The sequence below is a fragment of the Cerasicoccus frondis genome (assembly GCA_031296915.1).
Classification (GTDB): Bacteria; Verrucomicrobiota; Verrucomicrobiia; order Opitutales; family Cerasicoccaceae; genus Cerasicoccus; species Cerasicoccus frondis.
In genome coordinates this window covers 95,844-115,395 of record JAVDPC010000016.1, presented here as the reverse complement: position 1 = coordinate 115,395, position 19,552 = coordinate 95,844, and the positions used below count along the sequence as shown (strand labels likewise).

Annotated in this window: 21 protein-coding genes; 7 read left to right on the top strand and 14 right to left on the bottom strand. The window is 56.1% G+C overall.

Features of this window, described 5'->3' with window-relative positions; translation table 11 throughout:
- Nucleotides 1-92: 92 nt before the first annotated feature.
- From RBB63_RS13255 to RBB63_RS13245, 3 genes are all read left to right on the top strand, one after another.
- A complete protein-coding gene (locus RBB63_RS13255; protein WP_309384998.1) occupies nucleotides 93-1,925 on the top strand; it encodes a GNAT family N-acetyltransferase in 1,833 nt (610 codons plus the stop codon).
- A gap of 113 nt (nucleotides 1,926-2,038) precedes the next feature.
- Complete coding sequence (locus RBB63_RS13250) at nucleotides 2,039-2,434, top strand: hypothetical protein (protein ID WP_309384996.1); 396 nt, start codon at nucleotides 2,039-2,041, stop codon at nucleotides 2,432-2,434.
- A gap of 152 nt (nucleotides 2,435-2,586) precedes the next feature.
- Nucleotides 2,587-3,279, top strand: coding sequence for a hypothetical protein (locus RBB63_RS13245; RefSeq protein WP_309384994.1), 693 nt, complete (start codon nucleotides 2,587-2,589; stop codon nucleotides 3,277-3,279).
- Between the two features lie 191 nt (nucleotides 3,280-3,470).
- Here the strand turns inward: RBB63_RS13245 and gndA are convergent, their stop codons facing one another.
- The 3 genes from gndA to RBB63_RS13230 all read right to left on the bottom strand — a co-directional run bounded on the left by gndA (nucleotide 3,471) and on the right by RBB63_RS13230 (nucleotide 6,395).
- A complete protein-coding gene (gndA, locus tag RBB63_RS13240) occupies nucleotides 3,471-4,973 on the bottom strand; it encodes an NADP-dependent phosphogluconate dehydrogenase (protein WP_309384992.1) in 1,503 nt (500 codons plus the stop codon).
- 133 nt (nucleotides 4,974-5,106) lie between these two features.
- Nucleotides 5,107-5,835, bottom strand: a complete 729-nt coding sequence (locus tag RBB63_RS13235) for a hypothetical protein (RefSeq protein ID WP_309384991.1) — start codon at nucleotides 5,833-5,835, stop codon at nucleotides 5,107-5,109.
- A gap of 158 nt (nucleotides 5,836-5,993) precedes the next feature.
- Complete coding sequence (locus RBB63_RS13230) at nucleotides 5,994-6,395, bottom strand: hypothetical protein (RefSeq protein WP_309384989.1); 402 nt, start codon at nucleotides 6,393-6,395, stop codon at nucleotides 5,994-5,996.
- Nucleotides 6,396-6,665: 270 nt separating this feature from the next.
- Between RBB63_RS13230 and RBB63_RS13225 the strand changes: the two genes are divergently transcribed.
- Both RBB63_RS13225 and RBB63_RS13220 read left to right on the top strand, forming a co-directional pair.
- Nucleotides 6,666-7,259 (top strand): TetR/AcrR family transcriptional regulator, encoded by a 594-nt coding sequence (locus RBB63_RS13225; protein ID WP_309384986.1) that lies wholly within the window; start codon nucleotides 6,666-6,668, stop codon nucleotides 7,257-7,259.
- A gap of 87 nt (nucleotides 7,260-7,346) precedes the next feature.
- A complete protein-coding gene (locus tag RBB63_RS13220) occupies nucleotides 7,347-8,429 on the top strand; it encodes a class I SAM-dependent methyltransferase (protein WP_309384984.1) in 1,083 nt (360 codons plus the stop codon).
- A gap of 87 nt (nucleotides 8,430-8,516) precedes the next feature.
- On the opposite strand, the gene RBB63_RS13215 is transcribed toward RBB63_RS13220, so the two are convergent.
- From RBB63_RS13215 to RBB63_RS13175, 9 genes are all read right to left on the bottom strand, one after another.
- Complete coding sequence (locus tag RBB63_RS13215) at nucleotides 8,517-9,194, bottom strand: PEP-CTERM sorting domain-containing protein (RefSeq protein WP_309384982.1); 678 nt, start codon at nucleotides 9,192-9,194, stop codon at nucleotides 8,517-8,519.
- A gap of 203 nt (nucleotides 9,195-9,397) precedes the next feature.
- Nucleotides 9,398-9,931: a hypothetical protein gene (locus tag RBB63_RS13210; protein WP_309384980.1), complete on the bottom strand. Its 534-nt coding sequence runs from the start codon at nucleotides 9,929-9,931 to the stop codon at nucleotides 9,398-9,400.
- Nucleotides 9,928-11,433 carry a hypothetical protein gene (locus RBB63_RS13205; protein ID WP_309384978.1) on the bottom strand — a complete coding sequence of 502 codons (1,506 nt, stop codon included), beginning with the start codon at nucleotides 11,431-11,433 and terminating at the stop codon, nucleotides 9,928-9,930. Before RBB63_RS13205 ends, RBB63_RS13210 begins: the two co-directional genes overlap by 4 nt.
- A gap of 716 nt (nucleotides 11,434-12,149) precedes the next feature.
- The gene (locus tag RBB63_RS13200; protein ID WP_309384976.1) at nucleotides 12,150-12,635 is read right to left on the bottom strand and encodes a hypothetical protein; all 486 of its coding nucleotides are present in this window, start codon (nucleotides 12,633-12,635) and stop codon (nucleotides 12,150-12,152) included.
- A gap of 414 nt (nucleotides 12,636-13,049) precedes the next feature.
- A complete protein-coding gene (locus tag RBB63_RS13195) occupies nucleotides 13,050-13,760 on the bottom strand; it encodes an SMI1/KNR4 family protein (protein WP_309384974.1) in 711 nt (236 codons plus the stop codon).
- 141 nt (nucleotides 13,761-13,901) lie between these two features.
- Nucleotides 13,902-14,312, bottom strand: coding sequence for a hypothetical protein (locus RBB63_RS13190; protein ID WP_309384972.1), 411 nt, complete (start codon nucleotides 14,310-14,312; stop codon nucleotides 13,902-13,904).
- Nucleotides 14,313-14,410: 98 nt separating this feature from the next.
- Nucleotides 14,411-15,415 (bottom strand): phosphogluconate dehydrogenase (NAD(+)-dependent, decarboxylating), encoded by a 1,005-nt coding sequence (gene gnd, locus RBB63_RS13185; protein ID WP_309384970.1) that lies wholly within the window; start codon nucleotides 15,413-15,415, stop codon nucleotides 14,411-14,413.
- A complete protein-coding gene (locus RBB63_RS13180) occupies nucleotides 15,406-16,233 on the bottom strand; it encodes a polysaccharide deacetylase family protein (RefSeq protein WP_309384968.1) in 828 nt (275 codons plus the stop codon). Before RBB63_RS13180 ends, gnd begins: the two co-directional genes overlap by 10 nt.
- A 9-nt stretch (nucleotides 16,234-16,242) precedes the next feature.
- A complete protein-coding gene (locus RBB63_RS13175) occupies nucleotides 16,243-16,884 on the bottom strand; it encodes a phosphatase PAP2 family protein (protein WP_309384966.1) in 642 nt (213 codons plus the stop codon).
- 113 nt (nucleotides 16,885-16,997) lie between these two features.
- On the opposite strand from RBB63_RS13175, the gene RBB63_RS13170 reads away from it, so the two are divergent.
- Together RBB63_RS13170 and RBB63_RS13165 are read left to right on the top strand one after the other, a co-directional pair.
- Nucleotides 16,998-17,639, top strand: a complete 642-nt coding sequence (locus RBB63_RS13170) for a GOLPH3/VPS74 family protein (RefSeq protein ID WP_309384965.1) — start codon at nucleotides 16,998-17,000, stop codon at nucleotides 17,637-17,639.
- Nucleotides 17,640-17,718: 79 nt separating this feature from the next.
- Nucleotides 17,719-18,498: a carboxylesterase family protein gene (locus RBB63_RS13165; protein ID WP_309384964.1), complete on the top strand. Its 780-nt coding sequence runs from the start codon at nucleotides 17,719-17,721 to the stop codon at nucleotides 18,496-18,498.
- A gap of 63 nt (nucleotides 18,499-18,561) precedes the next feature.
- Here the strand turns inward: RBB63_RS13165 and RBB63_RS13160 are convergent, their stop codons facing one another.
- The gene (locus tag RBB63_RS13160) at nucleotides 18,562-18,945 is read right to left on the bottom strand and encodes an NfeD family protein (RefSeq protein WP_309384963.1); all 384 of its coding nucleotides are present in this window, start codon (nucleotides 18,943-18,945) and stop codon (nucleotides 18,562-18,564) included.
- Nucleotides 18,946-18,954: 9 nt separating this feature from the next.
- Nucleotides 18,955-19,551 carry an NTP transferase domain-containing protein gene (locus RBB63_RS13155; RefSeq protein ID WP_309384961.1) on the bottom strand — a complete coding sequence of 199 codons (597 nt, stop codon included), beginning with the start codon at nucleotides 19,549-19,551 and terminating at the stop codon, nucleotides 18,955-18,957.
- Nucleotide 19,552: the final 1 nt, after the last annotated feature.

Here is a 19,552-nt window from a genome sequence, read left to right as displayed (position 1 = left end):
GGGGCGATGCACAATTTCCTGTCAGCGCGCTTGTCCGGCAAAAGTGAAGTATTTGCGTGATAATCTTCGGGTTTGTGCATAAGCTATAGACAGTGAAGCCCTTAACCTCCGCAGATTGGCCCCGGATCGCCTTGCCCGGGAGCCGTGTTTTTATTGGCAGCGGCGCTGCTTGCCCTCAGATGCTGATGGAGCACATGCTCGCGGCTCAAAATACATTGGCGGACATCGAGCTTGCGCACATCCGCACCTATGGGCCCACGCCCTGGATTGACGAAAAGCGACGTCATACTTTTAAGGCGAATGCGTTTTTCATGGGGCCTGGGATTCGCGAGGCGGTCAATGCCGGGGTGGCGGATTATACGCCGTGCTTTTTAAGTGAGTTGCCCTCGCTCTTCCTGGAAGGCGTTGTGCCTCTGCGCGCTGCGCTGATCATGGTGTCCCCGCCTGACAACCAAGGCTACTGCTCGCTCGGCGTGAGCGTGGATGTCGTGCATGCTGCCTGCCGTGCGGCGCAGGTTGTGGTTGCACAAATTAACCCCCGGCTCCCTCGGACCTTTGGCGAAACATTTTTGCACACCAGCGAGATCGATTATTATCTGGAGGCTGAGGCTGAACTGCCAGAGTGGACGCCGGATGAGGAGGACGCGGCCGTCGCCAGTAAAATTGGTGAATACCTGGCGCAACTCGTGGAAGACGGCTCGACTTTGCAAGTGGGCATCGGGGACATTCCCGACCGCGCGATCCGGGCGCTGAAGGATCACCGACATCTGGGCGTACACACTGAAATGTTCAGTGATGGCGTGCGCGAGCTCATCGAGTGCGGCGCCGTGGACAACTCGGAAAAGCAACTCAACCGCGGTCACACGGTGGCGTCGTTCTGCGTGGGGTCGCGGGCGCTGTATGACTTTATCCACGAAAATGCGCACATTTCATTTCGACCCACGGAATACACGAACAACATTGCGCAGATTGCTAAGAACCGGAAAGTCGTGGCGATCAACAGCGCCATGGAAGTCGATTTGACGGGGCAAGTTGCGGCGTCGGTGAAGGGGCGTTTTTACAGTGGGATAGGCGGGCTGATGGACTTCACGCGCGGCGCGGTGTTGAGCCCGGATGGGCTGCCAATCATTGCTTTGCCATCTACAGCCAAGGGCGGCCAGGCCTCGCGCATCGTGCCCTTTTTGTCCGAGGGCGCTGGGCTCGTGGGCAGTCGCGCGGATATTCATTTTATTGTGACCGAGCACGGGATCGCCACTTTGCGCGGGCGCAATGTTCGCGAGCGAGCGTTGGAATTAATTCAAATCGCCGATCCAAAATTCCGAGAAGCATTACTGCGCTCGGCGCGGGAAAGGAACCTCATTGCTTCTTACGAAAAACTGGTGCCTCGGCCGGTAAAAGAAATTGGCGGTGTAGAATTTCAGCGCATTCGTATAAGGGAAAAAGACTATGTGTTGAGGCCGTTACACCCGTCTGATGAACGTAATTTACAAGAGTTCTTTTATTCACACACAGCGGAAACAATTCAAAAGCGCTATGGTTATAGCGTTCAACGCATGTCGCGTGAACGCGCGAGTGAACTGGTTGGAGTCGATCAGGAAAAAGACCTTGCGTTAGGTGTTTTTGAGCGCCGTGGGCCACGTCAACGCTTACGCGCAGTGGGTCGCTATTTCCTGGAAGACGATGGGCAAACGGCGGAAGTCGCCTTCGTTGTTCATGAAGAAATGCGGCGCCATGGGCTGGGAAGCCTGTTGCTGCAACGCATGATGGCGATTGCGCATCGCCGTGGCCTTGACTCATTGTGGGCGCTTGTTGCCCCGGATAATACGCCCATGTTGCGCTTGTTTGAGAAGCATCAGGGCAAGCGAGTGGGAGGTCTCTCTGAGGGCATGGTTCATATACGCATACCACTTAGTGTAAGTAATTAAAGTTCGACTTACCGGTAAATTAATAAATTCACGTTGTTTAAAATTAGTGCTTGCGCACGTGTGATCATGCGTTTTGGTTCTAGCCTTTACCACGAAAACCCGATATCAAATTCATGGAAATCGCTGATCAATTAAAAGCGCTCGAAGCTGAGAAAAAAGCTCTCGCAGCGCGTGAAAAAGAACTCAAGGAATTGGCTAAAGAACAGAAGGCCGCTTCGCAAAAGCTGGAGCAGCTCTTCAAGTCCAGCGAATATGAAACCCCCAAGGCGCTCGTTGAAGCCCTCATCGAACACTTTGGCGTGACCTTCCGTGGTCGCAAAAAAGGCAGCACCAAGAAGAAGGCAGAAGGCGCTCCCCGCCGCAAGCGCACCAAGGTGACCGCTGAGCTACGCGACGAGATCAAGGGCGAAGTCGAAAGCGGATACTCGATGAATCAGGTCGCCAAGGCTCGTGAAATCAGCTACTCCGTCGTGTCCAAGATCTGCAAGGGCGAATACGACAACATCTAATTTTCATCATCCCTCCCCTGATGAGCCCGGCGTGACGTTTGTCCGCCGGGCTTTGTCTTATAAGCGCAAGCGTAAGGTTCGCTAACTGCTTCAGTAATGGGTACTTGCCAAAGGGTGTTTACTGGCATAAGCTATGCTTAGATGTGAACGCCATGAAGCTCGTGCAACCAATATGTCGCGACGGGCTGACGAACGCTGACCTCGCGTTTTTGCAGTCGGTCCTGGCGCCTGACGGCTCTGCCGCCGAGGCCTTAATCGCATTACTTGCTGACCCGCCTATGCGGGACCAGTTGCTGGATGAACCGGCCGTCTTTCAGGCCGTGCTCGAACAGCCTTTGCCAATCAACATTTCGCCGCGCCTCTATTTTTACGTGCTCGTGCGTCACCGCTTCACTGAGTGTGGCTTGGAGGACCGCGATCTCGCCGACTACGTGGCGTCGCTCATGGCGGATTCCATGTCCACTTCGCGTGTCTTTAATGGCAATCAAAACGGCAAACGCCAGGCCGCGTTCTATGCTGTCGACGTGATGTCGCAGATCCAGCAGGCAGGCTTTTGCGAGCGCTTTTATTTAACCGTGTGTTTGGCGGAGCGGTCCCTCGTGGTCACCGGGCTGTTCCGCCCGCACGTCGATTACCGGGCAACATATCGTGGCGCGCCTGCGCTCAACTATTATGAAAACATCGGACAGGCGCATTACCGAGCAGCAGGGGATCACCACCTCGCGCATGAGTATTGCCTGACGGATTGCTATCAGGCCCTGGGCAACCGCTTCACCGAAGCCCGCCGCGCGCTCAACTACGTCGCCGAAACCCTGACCTTCATGGGCCAGGACGGCCTCAACTGAAGGCAACCTCCGGTTGCATCGATCGATTTGCGCATTGCGCAAATGTGGTGAGGCAAGGTGGCTCTGATAGAATCGTATTCGTATAACGAGGGAAAAAAAACCGCCGGGCGCGAACCCGGCGGTTGGTAAATAATCTGTTGCCCCTCCGTATTTCGCCATTGGCGAAATCTATGGGTGCAGCGGCACGCTGCCTAGGCGTCGAGCTGGGGGCGTGCGGGGTCCGGCCAGTCGATGTGGAAGAACTTGCCGCGCGGCGTGTCGGTGCGCTCGTAGGTGTGGGCGCCGAAGAAGTCGCGCTGCGATTGGAGCAGGTTCTGCGGGAGGCGGGCGCTGCGGTAGCTGTCGAAGTAGAACAGCGCGCTGCCGAAGCAGGGGACCGGGATGCCGTATTCGCAAGCGGTGGCGACCACCTTGCGCCAGCTGGCTTCGAACTTGGCAACCGTTTCCTTGAAGTATGGGTCGAGTAGGAGGTTGGCCAGTTCGGGATTGCCGTCGAATGCGTCGGTGATCTTCTGGAGGAAGCCAGCGCGGATGATGCAACCGCCGCGCCAGATCTGCGCGATTTCGCCGAAGTTGAGCTTCCAGTCGTATTCTTCTTGGGCGGCGCGCATGAGCTGGAAGCCCTGGGCGTAGGAGCAAATCTTCGAGCAGTAAAGCGCATCGTGAATCGCGTCGATCAGCGCTTGTTTGTCTCCTTCGAAGGTCTTGTTCGGGCCGGCGAGGATTTCGCTGGCGGCCACGCGCTCTTCCTTGATGGCGGATACGCAGCGGGCGAACACGGCCTCAGCGATGGTCGGCGCGGGCGTGCCCATGTCGAGTGCGCTGATGGAGGTCCACTTGCCGGTGCCCTTTTGGCCTGCGGTGTCGAGGACGATGTCCACGAAGTCAGCGCCGGTAGCCGGGTCCTTCTGGGCAAGAACTTCAGCGGTGATTTCGACGAGGAAAGAGTCGAGGAGGCCGTCGTCCCACTTCTTGAAGATTTCAGCCATTTCCGGAGCGGAGAGGCCGAGGAGGTTCTTCATGAGGTCGTAGGCTTCGCAGATCATCTGCATATCGCCGTATTCGATGCCGTTGTGAACCATCTTCACATAGTGGCCGGCACCGTTCTCGCCAATGTAGGCGGTGCAGGGCACGCCACCTTCGACGGGTTTGCCGGGGGCAGCGCCTTCGAGGGGCTTGCCGGTTTCGGCGTCGACCTTGGCGGCGACAGCTTCCCAGATCGGCTGAAGTTCCTTGTAGGCAGATTCTTTACCGCCGGGCATGAGGGACGGGCCAAAGCGCGCGCCTTCTTCCCCACCGGAAACGCCGCTGCCGATGAAGCGCAGGCCCTTTTCGGTGAGATCCTTTTCGCGGCGGATGGTGTCCATCCAGTAAGCGTTGCCACCGTCGATGATGATGTCGTCAGCTTCGAGCAGCGGGATGAGGCCGTCGATCACGGCGTCAGTCGCGCGGCCAGCTTGCACGAGGATGATGATCTTGCGCGGGCGCTTGAGGCTCGCCACGAACTCTTCGAGGGTAGGGCTGCCAACGAGGCCGCCAGGCGTGTTGGGGTGCTTGGCGACGAATTCTTCCATCTTCGAGGTCGTACGGTTGTAGACCGAGATTTGGAAGCCGTGGTCGGCGATGTTGAGCGCGAGGTTCTGACCCATGACCGCGAGGCCGATGAGTCCGATGTCGGAGCTTGCTTCAGGCATAATTAACTTACACGTGTTGGGTGGTGGTTGGAATGCGCGGGAAACCGCGTTAAGACTGACAGCGGGCCATTGTCACTGGCCCTCCCGATTCTGCAATAAAAAAGCGTCTCTGGCCCAACTAGCAGGATGAAATCTATTCATGCGGACGATGAGGTATGGGGGGCAATCTGTGGAGGTCTCCACACTCCGATGATGAGGGTGCTGAATCGGGCGAGGGCTTGTTTTTCCACCACTGCTGAAGCGTCTGGTAAAGATGGTAATCACCCGGGGTGAAGTGGCTGAGTCTCAGTGGTTCTCCCTGGGTTAGAATGATTTTCGCGTGCATGGCATGGGCGCGCTTGCGGGTGGGCCGGTGTGTCCATTGAACATCCAAGACATCATCGCGCAGGATCACTCGTTTCCGCAGGATGGATTTCAGCTCCAAACGCCTATCTTCAATTTTCAGACTGTAGGGTTGGAGTAGTGCGCTCGTTAAAAAATAGAGTGCGCCCAAAATGAGTAGCCACTGAAACACGCCATTTTCGACCCAGGCTAATATCCCCAAAATGAGGGCAAGTAGCATGAATATAGCGTAGATGAAGGAGAAGTAGGGGGAGGCATGGCTTTTAGTAGTGAATATATCGGGGCGTTTAGCAATCACTTGCTGCATGAGTTCGGGGAAGCCTTTCAGCTTTTCGCTGATACCGATAACCGTCTGATTGCCTTTCAAGTTCAGGAAGCCCATGACGAAGTCAGCCTCTTGCATGTCCGACCAACTGAGGTGCACATCTTTTTGAAAGCGCTTCCGCTCTGTGATCCCTTGTGAGTCCAAGATTACCTTTAGCCGCATAAAGTCGACAATGCCACACAGGATGGAGATCATGATCAGGAGCACCGGCAAAAGCAGGAAGAACCGCCAGAAATTCAGTTGAGAGCCGAGAAGGACTAATGAGAAATAAATAGTCACGAAACAGATGGAAAGAACAACCGCTAACTCCCGGATATAACGTCGAGGATAGGCGCGGCGCGGCGCGACGTTGCCTACTCCGGCTGGTTCTCTCCTTTTTCTACTTCTGAGTCTTCTACCAGAACTCGATCGTGAAAAACTATGTGATGGTAGACTTGATCGCCAGCATGCATCATCCCGTCCCTGATACTATCGTAGACTTCAAAATTCAATGCAGCACCTTCAATTAGCTCTTTTTGCATTTCTTTAGTCCACTCGATCATTTTCTTCCAGGGAAGTTCAAGATTCTGAATTAAGATGCTTAAGCCCCGCTCTCCGAAAAAGCCTTCGGCAACGTCAAAATCCCAAGAATGTGTGCCGAATTCTTCTAAAAGCCTATACGCTTCTCTGGCTATCCTTTCTTCCTGCCCTTCTATTTTCGAAGAGTAGGGGAACTTTTCAAAGTATGTGTCGAGCGGTTCGTAGATATCGTTCATTTTTTTAGATAACACCATGTTAGGTTCTTGGGCTCTTGGTAAATGCTGATTTCGGAGCTCATGATCGGCGCCTTATTATTGAAAATGTTATGCCAATGACAGTCCTAACTGGTAAACTTGGGTGTTGGCCTCTCATGCCTGTAATCGTGAGTCGCCAATCATGTGGAGCGTTGGGCATGGGCATTATGTAAATCACAATCTGCCTTCTTACAATTCATTTACTAAGTTTTCACTTGCCGAACAGACAGATCTGTCTATCGTGGATTGCTTATGACAACAGCCACCCAGTCCAGCCCGCGTGAGCGGATCTTAAGCAAGGCGGTTGATCTGTTTTACCGGCAGGGCTATCAGGCCACCGGGATTAATCAGATCATTGCTGAGGCCGGGGTGGCGCGTGCGTCCTTTTACGCGCACTTTCCCTCTAAGGACGATTTATTCGTCGCTTACGCCCAGGCGATTTCCGACAAGGAGATGGAAGAAATGCACCTTGGGTTGGGCACGCTGACGTCGGCGCGGGACCGCTTTTATGGCCTGCTGACGCTCCTGCCGCAGTGGCTCGAAATGTATGACTACCGTGGCTGCCCGTTTCAGCTGATCCTTGCGGAGTCACCTAACGGCGACGAGCGGTTGCACGCCATTTCCCGGCATCACCACGAGGTGTTGATCGATCTGGTCAAAGAACTTGCTCAGGCCTACTACGCGGAGAATTCTTCGCTGCAGCGTGTGGACCTGGATCAGCTGGCGCGGCTGTACATTGTGCTGATGGATGGCGCCATTGCGGCCGCCGTCGCTTACCGCGACCATTGGCCGATTATTCAAGCCATACAGACGATCAAGCGCCAAGTCGAGCCTGTCGCCTGGTAAGTCGCCCGATTAAACTTTCCTTCAGGGAAATTCTTTCCACTCAACTAGACAGATCTGTCTGTCTCTACCAGTAACGAAGACAATACTATGTGCAAGATATGCAACACCATGAGCCGCGACCTCCCCAAGCAAGAGGCCTTCGCGGAAAAATACCTCGGCATGCTCAACGGCGGCATGACCCTGCTGATGATCTCCATTGGTCACCGGACGGGGCTGTTTGACGTCCTGGCCGATGGCGAGTGGCGCACGAGCGCCGAGCTGGCGGACGACGCCGGGCTCAACGAACGCTACGTGCGTGAATGGTTGGGCTGCCTGACCGCAGCCGAGATCGTAGAGCGCGATGCTTCGGTGGGCTCACATCGCCTGCCGCCCGAGCATGCGCACTGGCTCAGTCGTCACTCCGCGACGGAAAACCTGGCGATCTTCGCGCAGTTCTTGCCGGTGCTCGCCAGCGTGGAGGATGACGTGATCGCGTGCTTCAGGAACGGCGGCGGCGTGCCCTACTCGAAGTACCCCCGCTTCCAAGCAGTGATGGCCGAGGACAGCGGGCAATCGATTGTGCCGATCATCACCGAGCAGGTGGTGGACCTCTTCCCGGGTTTGCGAGCGCAATTGGAGGCTGGGATCAAGGTGCTGGACGTTGGCTGCGGCCGCGGAATGGCTTTGACGCGCTTGGCGGAGGCGTTCCCGAGGAGCCGCTTTTACGGTTACGACTTGAGCCTGGAGGCGCTCGACTTTGCCCGTAGTCACGCGGCGGAAAAGCGCCTGGGCAATGTGCGCTTCGAGGTGAAGGACCTCACGCATTGGAGCGAGCCGGAGACGTTCGATTTGATCACGGCGCTCGACGCCATCCATGACCAGGGGCGCCCCGACCTCGTGCTGGCGAACATTCGGCAGGCGCTTAAGCCCGGCGGTCGCTTTTTAATGCAAGACATCGACGCCTCCTCTGAGCCCAATGACAACATCGGGCACCCGCTGGGACCGCTGCTCTACACGATCTCCTGCATGCACTGCATGACGGTTTCGCTGGCGCAGGGCGGCATGGGCCTCGGCGCAGTTTGGGGCGTGCAAAAAGCCCAGGAAATGCTGGCCGAGGCAGGCTTCGACGATGTGAACATCCACCGCTTCGAACACGATATCCAGAACGCCTATTACCTGATGCAGGTCTAGATGAAAAGTGCTCTAGTCGCGTTGGAGCGTCGTTTCTTCAATCAGGGCCTGGCAACTGCAATGCGCCGGGCCCTGGCTGCTTGATCTTTAGGCAGGGGTTCTCGGTTGGCGCTGCCTGCCGCGCACGCCTAGGCCAATCAGCGTCAGGAGCCCGGCTAGGAGTGCGTAGCTGCCGGGCTCGGGCACGGCGGTGACATTGGTAATGTCCCCTTTGACTTCGATGACGGCGCCTTCAAATTCGTAGCTGATGTAGACATTGCCCGTGGCGGCGTTGAAGCCATTCGCGAAAGTCTCCACGCTCGGAATTGTTTCCGAATCGAGTGGTATCGAGCCGTCGAGGTCATAGAAAATGATGCTGTTCAGGCCATCGGTGTCTATGGTGTAATCCCCGATTGTGGTGTCTCCGCTGAGGGCGCCTTCGGTTGGGTTTAAGAACCAGGATGATTCTAATTCCGTATAAAAAATACTGCCGTAGCTACCGTAATTAAACGAATAGTCGCCAACGGTAAATGTATAGCTGATGATGGCGGAGGTATATTCAGTGAGAATCGCAGACTTGGTGTCATCAGGATTAACTTCAACCGCTATTTGGAAGGTGTTGCCGGAGCCAGCCTCGCCATAGATGTCGGTGAATCCTGTGGGTGGCGTGATCGATTCGTTGTCCTGAAGGTAGTCAGTAATCTGGCCGGAGAAGTAGAGAAAATCAGCCAATGCAGGCAAAGGGGTGATGAGTGCAGAGGCAGCCAAGGCGAAAATTGTTTTCATAGTCGGAAGCGATGGAGAGAAGTGCAAATGGAGAGTGAGCGTCCAATATAATTGGCGGCGATCAATGCGACTATTACTAATTGATGAGAGCAGAACAGGCAATTAAATTAACTGCCATATTCTAATAAATTCATGAATGAATCATTAAGAATACATTCATGTTTTATTCATTTTAAATTAAGTTTAGTGGCAATTCGCGGCCTTCAGAACTCGGCCCCTGCGTCCAGCACCTCGCCATCGAGTGAGAAGTAGACGTAGAAATTGCCGTCGCTGGGGCGGAGGGTGAGGTCGCAGATCCAGTCGCCGCTGTCGTCGCCTTCATTGAGGCCGGGGGCCGAAATTTGGATGCGGCAATTGCGTGGCGTGGGCGCGGTGGCGCACTCACACTCGGCGCGGGCTTCGAGGATCGCCTCAAGCACGGTCGGCCAAACGAATTCCCAGCGTTGGTTGAGCTCGTCGATCTGGGCAATGCCGTCGTGCAAATCCTGAATCGACACGCGGTGCTCGGCATTGAGCGGCGCGTTGCCTTCCTCGTCGGGTTCGCCAAAGGACAGGTCCGACGAAAAGCCCGGGATCGCAAACGACACGCGCATTTCGCCGATCCCCGCCACTTCGCCCACGGCAAACAGGCAATGCTCATCAAAATCGATCTGCAGCTCGGTAAACTGCCCATCGGGCAACTGCGCCACTGTCGCGCCGTTTTCGAGGTCGAAATTTTTGGGATTGGGTTCGCTCATTGCTGTTTGTCTTTGGGCGGAATGCGGCCGACTTGGAATTCATTGCCCACGGAGCTCCAATCCAACCCGGGAAAAACGCCCTTCAGGCGGCGGTCGGTCTGGATGATCAAGCGGTCTTCCGGGCGCATTTTATCGACCCATGGTTGCAGGTGGTTGAGGACTTTATCGGCCTTCACGTCGAGGTAAACTTCGAGATCTTCTTCGGGCATCAGGGCGGCTTCATAGCCGAGGATGTAGCGCCAATCCGCCTGAGGGAACTGGTAAAAGTAGACAAAGAAGACGTTCATGTCCGGCGTGTAGACGACCCCACCGGGGCCTGGCAGCCAGTCAGGATTTTGCTCGGCGTGTTGCTGGACCCAGATGTTTTCTTTGACCGATTGCGCCTCGCCCGCATGGTGCATCGTCACGATAAAGGGCGCGCTGATGAAGACGATGCAGGCGGCCAGGACAAGGCGCGCCGGGTGTTTCGCGTCCATTTCGGCTTCGAGGAACGCCTGGATTTCCAGCGCGAGCCAAACCGTCAGTCCGACGAGACCCCAGTCCATCCAAAATCGCCCAACGTAGAGGCCGAGCACCGCGCCGGCGCCCGCCAAAATTAAAGCAGGGTGGCTGAGGCGGACGCCCGGCCACTTCGGCGTGAGGAAGCGCAGCGTGATCATCCCCAGGGTGAACAGCAGCACGACGGGCGGCGCAATGTAGCTGCGTAGCTCTGGCACTTTTTGTGTTTGGAGCGGCACCTCCGACATGGCCCAGAAAACATGCTTGAGGTAGTAGATTAAAATTTGGGCGGGGTGTCCGGTGAGGACTGCGCCGCAAACGATCCCTACCCCGATGGCCACACAGAACGCCAACGCGTTTTGCAGTCGGTCACTGAGGAATCCGCTCAGCACGATGACGCCGCACGGGAACGCCATGAGATACCAGTTTGGGTGAATCCAGGTCTGCAGGGCCGACAGCGTGATGACGCCAGCCCACCAATTCCAATTGGATCGGCGAAACGCGAGCTTATCCCACACGATGAGGTAAACGGCGAGCGCCGCTTGGGTAATCACAAACGGGCGCGCCATGAAGACGCGGTCAAAACCGCTTTGGTCTAGCAGGTAAGCGACGAAAACCGCCAGAAAATACGCTTCCGGGCGGCGCATGAGCAAGAGAGGCCCGCCTGCGTAGCAGGTGTAGGCAATGATCATGGAGAAGACCAGGAGGGTGTCGGGCGAGCAATGGGTTAGCTGCTGGAGGACGCCCAGTAGCCAGTGCCAGCCCGGGTGGGAGTCGTTGCCCTCGTAGACCCCATCGCGCACCAGGAAGATTTCGCTCCAATCTTTGCCGCTGAACACCTTGCCAACGTGGCGCAGGGCGTCGGCGCTTGGAGAAAAGCCGTCGGCGCCCATCCACATCACCGTGAAGGCGGCGCTGAGCAGGAGGATAATGGGCAGAAAGCCACAGACTCGACCAGCGATTGGATCGAGCCGGCTCCGCAATTGCTCCATATACGTCGACATGGCCAAGCATCAAAGCGGATGCCTGTTTTTCTGCAAACTCTTTAACGAGAACGCGTCGGAGGCTAACCATAAGAGAGAGCCAGGGAGGGGGGGGGGGGGTAATTGCGTAAATCATTGACTGTCAGAGAACAAGAAGCTCACCCGGACGCCGCTGATGCAGCGCAGACTGAGTGGCGACCGGGTAAGCGGCCGCGCGAACGCCCCGTTGTGTCGGGCGACTGAACGTCCTGACGCTGCCTCGCAGACTGGCATAGGCGCGCACAAATCTTGCCAACGGAAGTTGGATTAAAACCTCGGGGCGTCGCCGGGCCAGTTGCTGTCACCCACTGGTCGACGAATAAGCCCCATCGTACGGTTCAAGACCTGCGCACGCTCGAATGCGCGCACACATCGGGACTGGACTAACTGCCTGCTAAGGCGGATGGGCAATGATGGAGGGAGAGTAATTCATGGCGATGTTGATTGGATTGGAAAAGTAATCAAATAAACACTAAACGTTGCAGTGAACAACGCCAGCAAAAAGTGAACGCCCGATCATTTTTATTGGCTGCCTTTTACGCCGCTATCAAGAGGCCCTGCAAAGGCTTTTTGAACGGTTGGGCCGGGTTGGAGTTCCGCCTTCAGGCGGCCATGTTGCCTCACCTTACTGGCATGGCCGCCTGAAGGCGGGACTCCAACCTTGAGCGACGGCATTATTTGGGGTAGCGGACGGGCTTTCACTGAGTCGCATCGGGAGCTTGCGCCTTTTGGCGGATACCTCCTGTCATCATTTTCATAATGCACAGTCGCACGCCATATGCCCCATAGTAGACGATTGCGAGTAGGGGCAAAGTACAGATGATGTAGATAATCAGCAGTGAGGCGGCAACGTTCTGTCCAGACATCAGGAATACTAGTGGCAGGAGGAAGGCGACCGTCACCAGGAAGTTCTTGTTCGCTGACCGGGCTAATGATGCGGAAACGAGCATCGGCAGAAACGAGGCCGTCGCAATCCCAGCACAGTAGTGATATCCCATTGCCACGATCATGCTGCTGTTTTTTACGAGGGGGGAGACGAGCTGATCGAGGTGGAAGAATCGGAGAGGCCAGTTGACAAGATAGCCGTGCTCTATGGAATCAGCGATAGGGCGCGCAAAGTGAGACATGGCAATAATAAGCAGGAAAAGCAATGTGGCTGTGATCGGCGGTATAATCGTTTTCATGCTCTCTCAGAAATGTTAAAGGCAGGCCTGGCGCAAAGAGCAAGGTGCAAACTTTGCTCCCCTTTGCGCAATCTTGAAGGTGCTGCCTTCCCTCGGTGACCTTCGTAAATAACGCCACTTTGCGGGATCTTTACTCCGAGCATCACGCCGCCCCTGAATCGGTTTGCTGGCAAAGGTGGCGCGGAGCGTCCCCGCTCCGCAAGGATCGCAAGGCCATAGGGAAGGTTCGGACGGGGCTTGTTGCGCCAAACCGCGCACGCGAACTGATTTAGCTATTTGCTCCAGCTTGCGGAGCGGGGACGCTCCGCGCCACCTTCGGGGCTACAGTCTTATGCTATTATCTACGTTTGACCCCTTCTCTAGCTACTACTCCTTCTCCAGCTACTCAACATACTCTAATGCGTGGATGAAGAGTTAGCTGCCTGGATCGGCTGGCCGGTTGCTTCGTGAGATTAAGGACTCATGAATGCCTCTTGGATAATCAGCAATAACATCAAATGTCTTCATTCCTATCAACATGGTATCATGGGTAACATAACTGATGAGTTTCTCACTTTCGTAGTGAGCCATGAAACCGAATTCTTGTTCGATATCGTCCCTTTCCCAAGTGGTACAAGTTCTATCAAAATGCTGAGAAATTTCTTCAATGAGCTTATTGTCTGAATTCTGATCAAGCTTTACGACTATTGGTGCTTTACGAACAGCAGCTCTAAAAACGACTCCAATGATAAAGGCTGATAAGCCAAAAGTTCCTTGCATTTCGCTGCCACAGCTATCGACGCAAGACATAGGTGGATCGTTTGTTGCGAGATCTCGTGTGGCGACTCCCCAATAGCCACCCCAGCAGTTGTCAGCGAAGATCAGCTTCTCTATCTCTTCCGATTCTGCGCAGTCAGTGTTCTTCCATTCCTCGGGCAAATAATCTGGGCTAATCCGAAACTTTTCTAAAGGCAAAAACCTATTCTCATCATCTACGAAAGAGTCGAGGTTTCCTCCAAAATGGAGATAAAAACCGCGAAGCCTTTCAGGCAGTTTCGCTCCAAGTCTACTTTCTGTTTCGCAAATTCTCTTTTCCGACACGCCGCCGCCATCATCATTAAGACTCGCCCATTCGGTCAGGAACAATCGTAAACTCCTCAAGTAGGTTTCTCCTTCGGATGGGATCCGTCTGAAGTATGATTTCCGGTTCATTTCTAAGATTAGTTGGCCATCATGGAGCGCCGTTTGGCGCGGAGTAGAGGTCGGCTTATCTCGGTTGGTTCTAATTTAATCAGTCAGTGGAGACTCGTGCTCCCAGCAGCCTTTGATTTTCAACTTTCCATTAGCAAGATCATGGAGTTCGCCTTCAATGAGCTCAGCGTTCCAAAGGATAATAAAGCAATTGAATTCCTTTTCTTTGCCGCAACTACGCTCCAGCTTTTCGATGAGAGCCTCCTCCTCAATGCCATTCAATATTGCTAACTCTCTGATTGTTTTCTTTTCCTGAGATCCTTCAGCATAAAGATAATCATGATCGTAGAAACGACCTAAATCCTTTGAAAAATCAGAATGAGGTTCGTGATCTAAACGGCCACCAGGTTCGTCTAGATATTCCTGAAGTTGATCCTCATTCAATTCACCTGCGAACAGAATGAACTTATGGTCGACTGGGAAGAATCGCGGGTTATCAATAAACATTGTTGGGAGAACTTAGAGTGATGTACGATCTTTGTCGCAGGCGGTGGTTGGTGACAGGGGACTGGTTGTCCCCCGTCACTTGTACGAAATGCGCGCCTTTACTTCTTCTCCAGGTGGCCGCCGAATTGGTAGCGCATGGCGGAGCAGACTTTGTCGGCGAAGGCGGATTCTTCGCGTGAGCGGAAGCGCTGATACAACGCGCTGGTGAGGACGGGCGCCGGAGTCGCGGACTCGATGGCGGCTTCGATTGTCCAACGGCCTTCGCCACTGTCGGAGACTTTGCCGGAGAATTTATCCAGCTTCGGGTCGCCGACGAAGGAGATCGCGGTGAGGTCGAGGAGCCAGGAGGCGATGACAGAGCCGCGGCGCCAGACTTCGGAGATTTCGCCGAGGTCGAGGTCGTAGTCCAGGTCGCCGTGCATGGAGGGCGCGGTTTCGGCGTCGACTTCTTTGGCTTGTTTGTCGCAGTTGGCGGCGGAGAGGATGTCGAGGCCTTCGGCGTAGGCGGCCATGATGCCGTATTCGATGCCGTTGTGGACCATTTTGACGAAGTGTCCCGCGCCGGCGGGACCGCAGTGCAGGTAGCCTTTGTGAGCGGTGCCGCCTTCGGGGCGCCCGGGCGTTTTCTCGGCGTCGCCCTCACCGGGGGCGATGGTGGAAAAGATTGGGTCGAGGTGCTCGACGGCGGCTTTTTGCCCGCCAATCATGAGGCAGTAGCCGCGTTCGAGGCCCCAGACTCCGCCGCTGGTGCCGCAGTCGATGTAATGAATGCCGCGTGGCTCGAGCTTGGCGGCGCGTGCGCGGTCGTCGCGGAAGTAGGAGTTGCCGCCGTCGATGATGATGTCTCCCTCGTCCATGAGGTCGGCGAGTTCGTAAACGACTTTTTCGGTGATGGCGGCGGGGATCATGACCCAGGCCGCGCGGGGTTTTTCGAGCTTGTCGACGAATTCCTGAAGCGTGCGGGCGCCGGTAGCGCCTTCCTTTTCGAGTTCGGCGATGGCGTCTTCGTTGGTGTCAAAGACGACGCAAGTGTGTCCGTTTTTCATGAGGCGGCGCACGATGTTGGCGCCCATCCGGCCGAGGCCGACCATTCCTAATTGCATAGTAGTTCCTTCGTTGAGGTTGGTGGTGGTGCTGTAGAGAAACTGACCGGCGTGGTGCGCAGTTGATCCGCCGTCGGCAAAATAAAGGCAAAGCCTTCGCGGCTGAGCGCCTCCAGCACGCCGGTAATGGCGGCCAGACGGACTTGGGGCGCCACGGCGGGCCCCTCGTGCATGAGGACGATGTCGCCCGGGCGGGCCTGCCTTTGGACGTGGTCAATGATCGCCTGCGGGTCCTTGCCCACGCCGTCGCCGCTGCGGATCGACCACGCCACGCAGCGCAAATTGCGTTCGCGCAGGATGCGGCGCAGCCAGAGGTTTTTAATGCCGACAGGCGGGCGGAAAAAGACGGCGTCGCCACGGGTTTGCTCGATGGCGTCGAGCGCGCGGTCGACCTCGGCGGCGGTGTGGCGGCGGCCAAACGTCCAAAACGTGAACCGCGGATGCGTGTTGGTGTGGCAGCCGATTTCGTGCCCGGCGTCGCGGATGGCCTGGACAAGCTCCGGGTGGCGGGCCGCGCGTTCGCCGATGAGGAAAAAGGTGGCGCGGGCGTTGTGCTCAGCCAGCAGATCGAGCAGGCGCGGGGTGTCTTGCGGGTCGGGCCCGTCATCAATGGTCAGCCAGACGGCTTTGTTTTCCGGTTCAAACGCGGTGGCGACATCGCAGAGCCCTTGCCAACTGGGGATGAGCATGTGGAGGACGACGAGGCCTCCGCCGCTGAGAAAAATGGTCCAGCCGAGCAACGCCATATCGGCGCCGAAGACCATGATGAGTCCGGCTAGCTTGAGTCCAATGCATGCTGCCAACAGCCGCCCCTTCATAGCGCGTGGCTAGAGTGTCACCCCGGTTCGGCGCACACAATACATATTTACCGCGAATATCATTACCCCAAGCAATGCGCCGATCACAACGTCGATGAACACGTGCTGTTTGGTGGTCATCGTGGAGAGGATGATGGCCAGGCCCCAGAGGAAATTAACCGCGTGCAGCCAGGCTTGCGCTTTGACGGTGCGCAACATGGCGCAGGACCACAGCATGGCCAGCACCGTGTAGCTGACGTGCATCGAGGGGCAGGCGTTGCCCGACATGCTCTCCCCTTTCAGGAAGGCAATCCAGGCTGGGTATTGGCTCCAGTCGACGTCCCAGGTGGGCGAGGCGGTGGGGTAGCCTACAAAGATGCCCAGCCCGATAACCGCCATGAGCAATGCGCCGAGAAAGTAATTCCAGAGCGCTGCGCGCGAGGCCATGAGCACGGAGGGCATGCAAATATAGATCCAAAGGGAGAAGTAGACCCAGGTCGTCCAGGGCAGGAGGGGGGTCCAGTCATCCGGCGGCATGGCTGGCATAATCTTCACCGGGAAGATCGGGTGCTGCATGACGTAGAGGTAGACGAACATGAATGAGCTGATCGCGACGGTGTGCCCAACCAGCTTAAGCCATTGGTGGGTGGGCAGGCGTTCTTTCCAGCTCATCGACATGCGTGCCTAGCACGGACGATTTTGAGCGGGGTGACAATCCGTAAACAGCCGACTGAGCTGCCGGTTTGCGCTTGCCGCGCATCGATCTGGTCGTAATAAAACCTGCCATGCTCCGATTTGCCGAAGAAATAACCCTGCTTGCCCTCAACGACGAAACCGGCGTCATGCACCGTAACGTCACCCGTCGCGCCTTCGACTTTTCGATTGCTGGCGCCTTGATGATGGAGTTGGCGTTCATCAACCAGATCGACACGGATACGGAAAACCTGATCTTGATCGACACCAAGCCCACCAGCGATCCGCTGCTCGACGAGGCGTTGTCGATCATCAGTGGTTTGGGCGCGCAGCCGAGCATTGTGGCCACGCTTGAGGCCTTGGCCGCCAAGGCGGAGCACTTCGAGCCGCGCATTTTCGCGGGCCTCGTGCACAAGGGCATTCTGGAGGAGCGCGAAAAGAAGTTTTTATGGATCAAGGGTGAGCGGACTTACCCGATGATCGACGGCAAGGAAGAGACGGAAGTACGCACGCGCATCCGCATGACGATCCTCGCCGAAGGCGTCATCCCGGACCCGCGCGACGTGGCGATTATCGCGCTGATGGAAGCGACGAAGCTCTACCGCGTGGTCTTTATCAACGACGAGCTGAGCCACTGCCGGAAGAAGATCCACCAGTTTGCGAAGATGGATTTCATTGGGCAAGGCATTGCGGAGGCGCTTTCCAAGGCGGCCGACATCCGCGAAGAGGCTTAACACGGCAAGCGTAAGGCCGTTATCTGGCGCCCATTTTCTCACTTGCGGGGTGCAGGGAGGACCGACATTGTATTTTACCATGAAAGTCTGTGATTCTCTTATCCCGCGGTCACGAATACTTGTTGCAGGGCTCAGCGTGCTCGCGCTGTTCTCAGGCTCGCTTTCCTTTGCGGAGACCGAAACGGCTCGCCAGAGCAGTGAGCATTTTGAGCGGGAGATCGTCAAAACCGTTAGCGCGAACTACCTGCTTTATTTACCGGAAGGCTACGACGAGGACGCCACGAAGAAATGGCCACTGATGATCTTTTTGCACGGTTCTGGCGAGCGGGGGGACGACTTAAAGAAAGTCGCCAAGCACGGGCCGCCCAAACTCGTGGAGCAGGGCAAGGAGTTTCCCATGATCATCGTGTCTCCCCAATGCCCGCATGGCGGCTGGTGGAGCGTGGAAATGCTCAATGCGTTCTACGATGACATCATGGAAAAATACCGCGTGGACGATGATCGCGTCTATTTGACCGGCCTCAGCATGGGCGGCAATGGCGCCTGGAATTGGGCCGTGAACAGCCCGGAGAAGTTTGCGGCGTTAGCGCCGGTATGTGGTTGGGGGCCAGACGTCAACTACAAGGCCTTGGCCAATATGCCGATCTGGGCCTTCCATGGCGATCAGGACCAGGCCGTGGCGCTGGAGAAGGGGCGCCGCGTGATCGATGCGGTGTCCGAAGCTGGCGGGATGCCTGAGTTCACCGTCTATGAAGGCGTGGGGCACAATTCCTGGGATCCGACTTACGAAAACGAAGCCCTTTACGACTGGATGCTCTCCCACTCCCGCCAAGAGCGGCTCAAGTTGAAAGAGGAGTAGGGCTGCTCGCTCTGTGGAGCGGCCAATCTAGATGAAAAGTGCTCTAGGTGAAACATCGCTGCTTTAGTCGATTGAGCGCGCAGTTAGTGGCGAGTCGCTGATGATCTCGATTTTGCGGCCTTTCTCGATGTAGCCGATGTCGGCGCGGCAAAGATGCGATTCTCCGTCGATCTCGATTTTGCCCAATGGGCGTAGCGCGTGTATGACTACGCCAGTTTGTCCGATGCTGGGAGTTTTGGGCTTTGTTGCCTGTGGCGCTCTGGAAAGTGAGGAATACGGTTTTTGATCTTTGTTTGGCAGCAATGATATCACAGCCAAAAGCCCGAAATCATACATTATTCTAAGCACGCCTCCAATGATGAGCACAGGTAGAATCGCCTTGGGGAAAGCGATCAGGAGAGCAATGACCGCGACAACCGCCGCTATGTATATTACCGATTCATCCATACGGCTGGCCTAGCGGCCGCCAACTAGACGCGTTTGGGCGGCCAGGTAATCTTCCGGCGTGATGATGCAGTCGAGGTGTGATGGGTCTTTAGGCGCGACCATGTGGATGCCGGAGCCTTGCTCACTGAGGATTTTTTTCGGCGAGCGTTCGCCGGATTTCGCCGCAGTCAGGAGCTTTTCCTTAAACTTGTTTTCGTAAATGGTGCAGAGCGGCTCAGGGCCGCCGTCAGCGGCGGTAAAGCAGGTGGCGAACTTGTCCTTGTCGCGCGCAGTGATGATCTCCTTGACGGTGAAAATGTTGACGAATGGCATGTCAACGCCCAGCACGAGCCAGTCTTTGTCGCGATGGTAGAAGAAGGCGGAGAGGATGCCGCCAAGGGGCCCGATCTCGCCCATGCGGTCGATGATGGGATCGGCGCCGACCGTGTAGTCCTGGTCGTCGCGGACGGAGATGAAGACCTTTTCACAGTAGCGCTTGAGGATGCCAATGCTGCGATCGAGCTGGAGTTGGCCTTTAAAGACCAGGGTGGCTTTATCGCGGCCTAGGCGTCGGCTGCGGCCCCCGGCCAACACCAGGCCGTAGAGATTTTCCTGAACAAATGACATG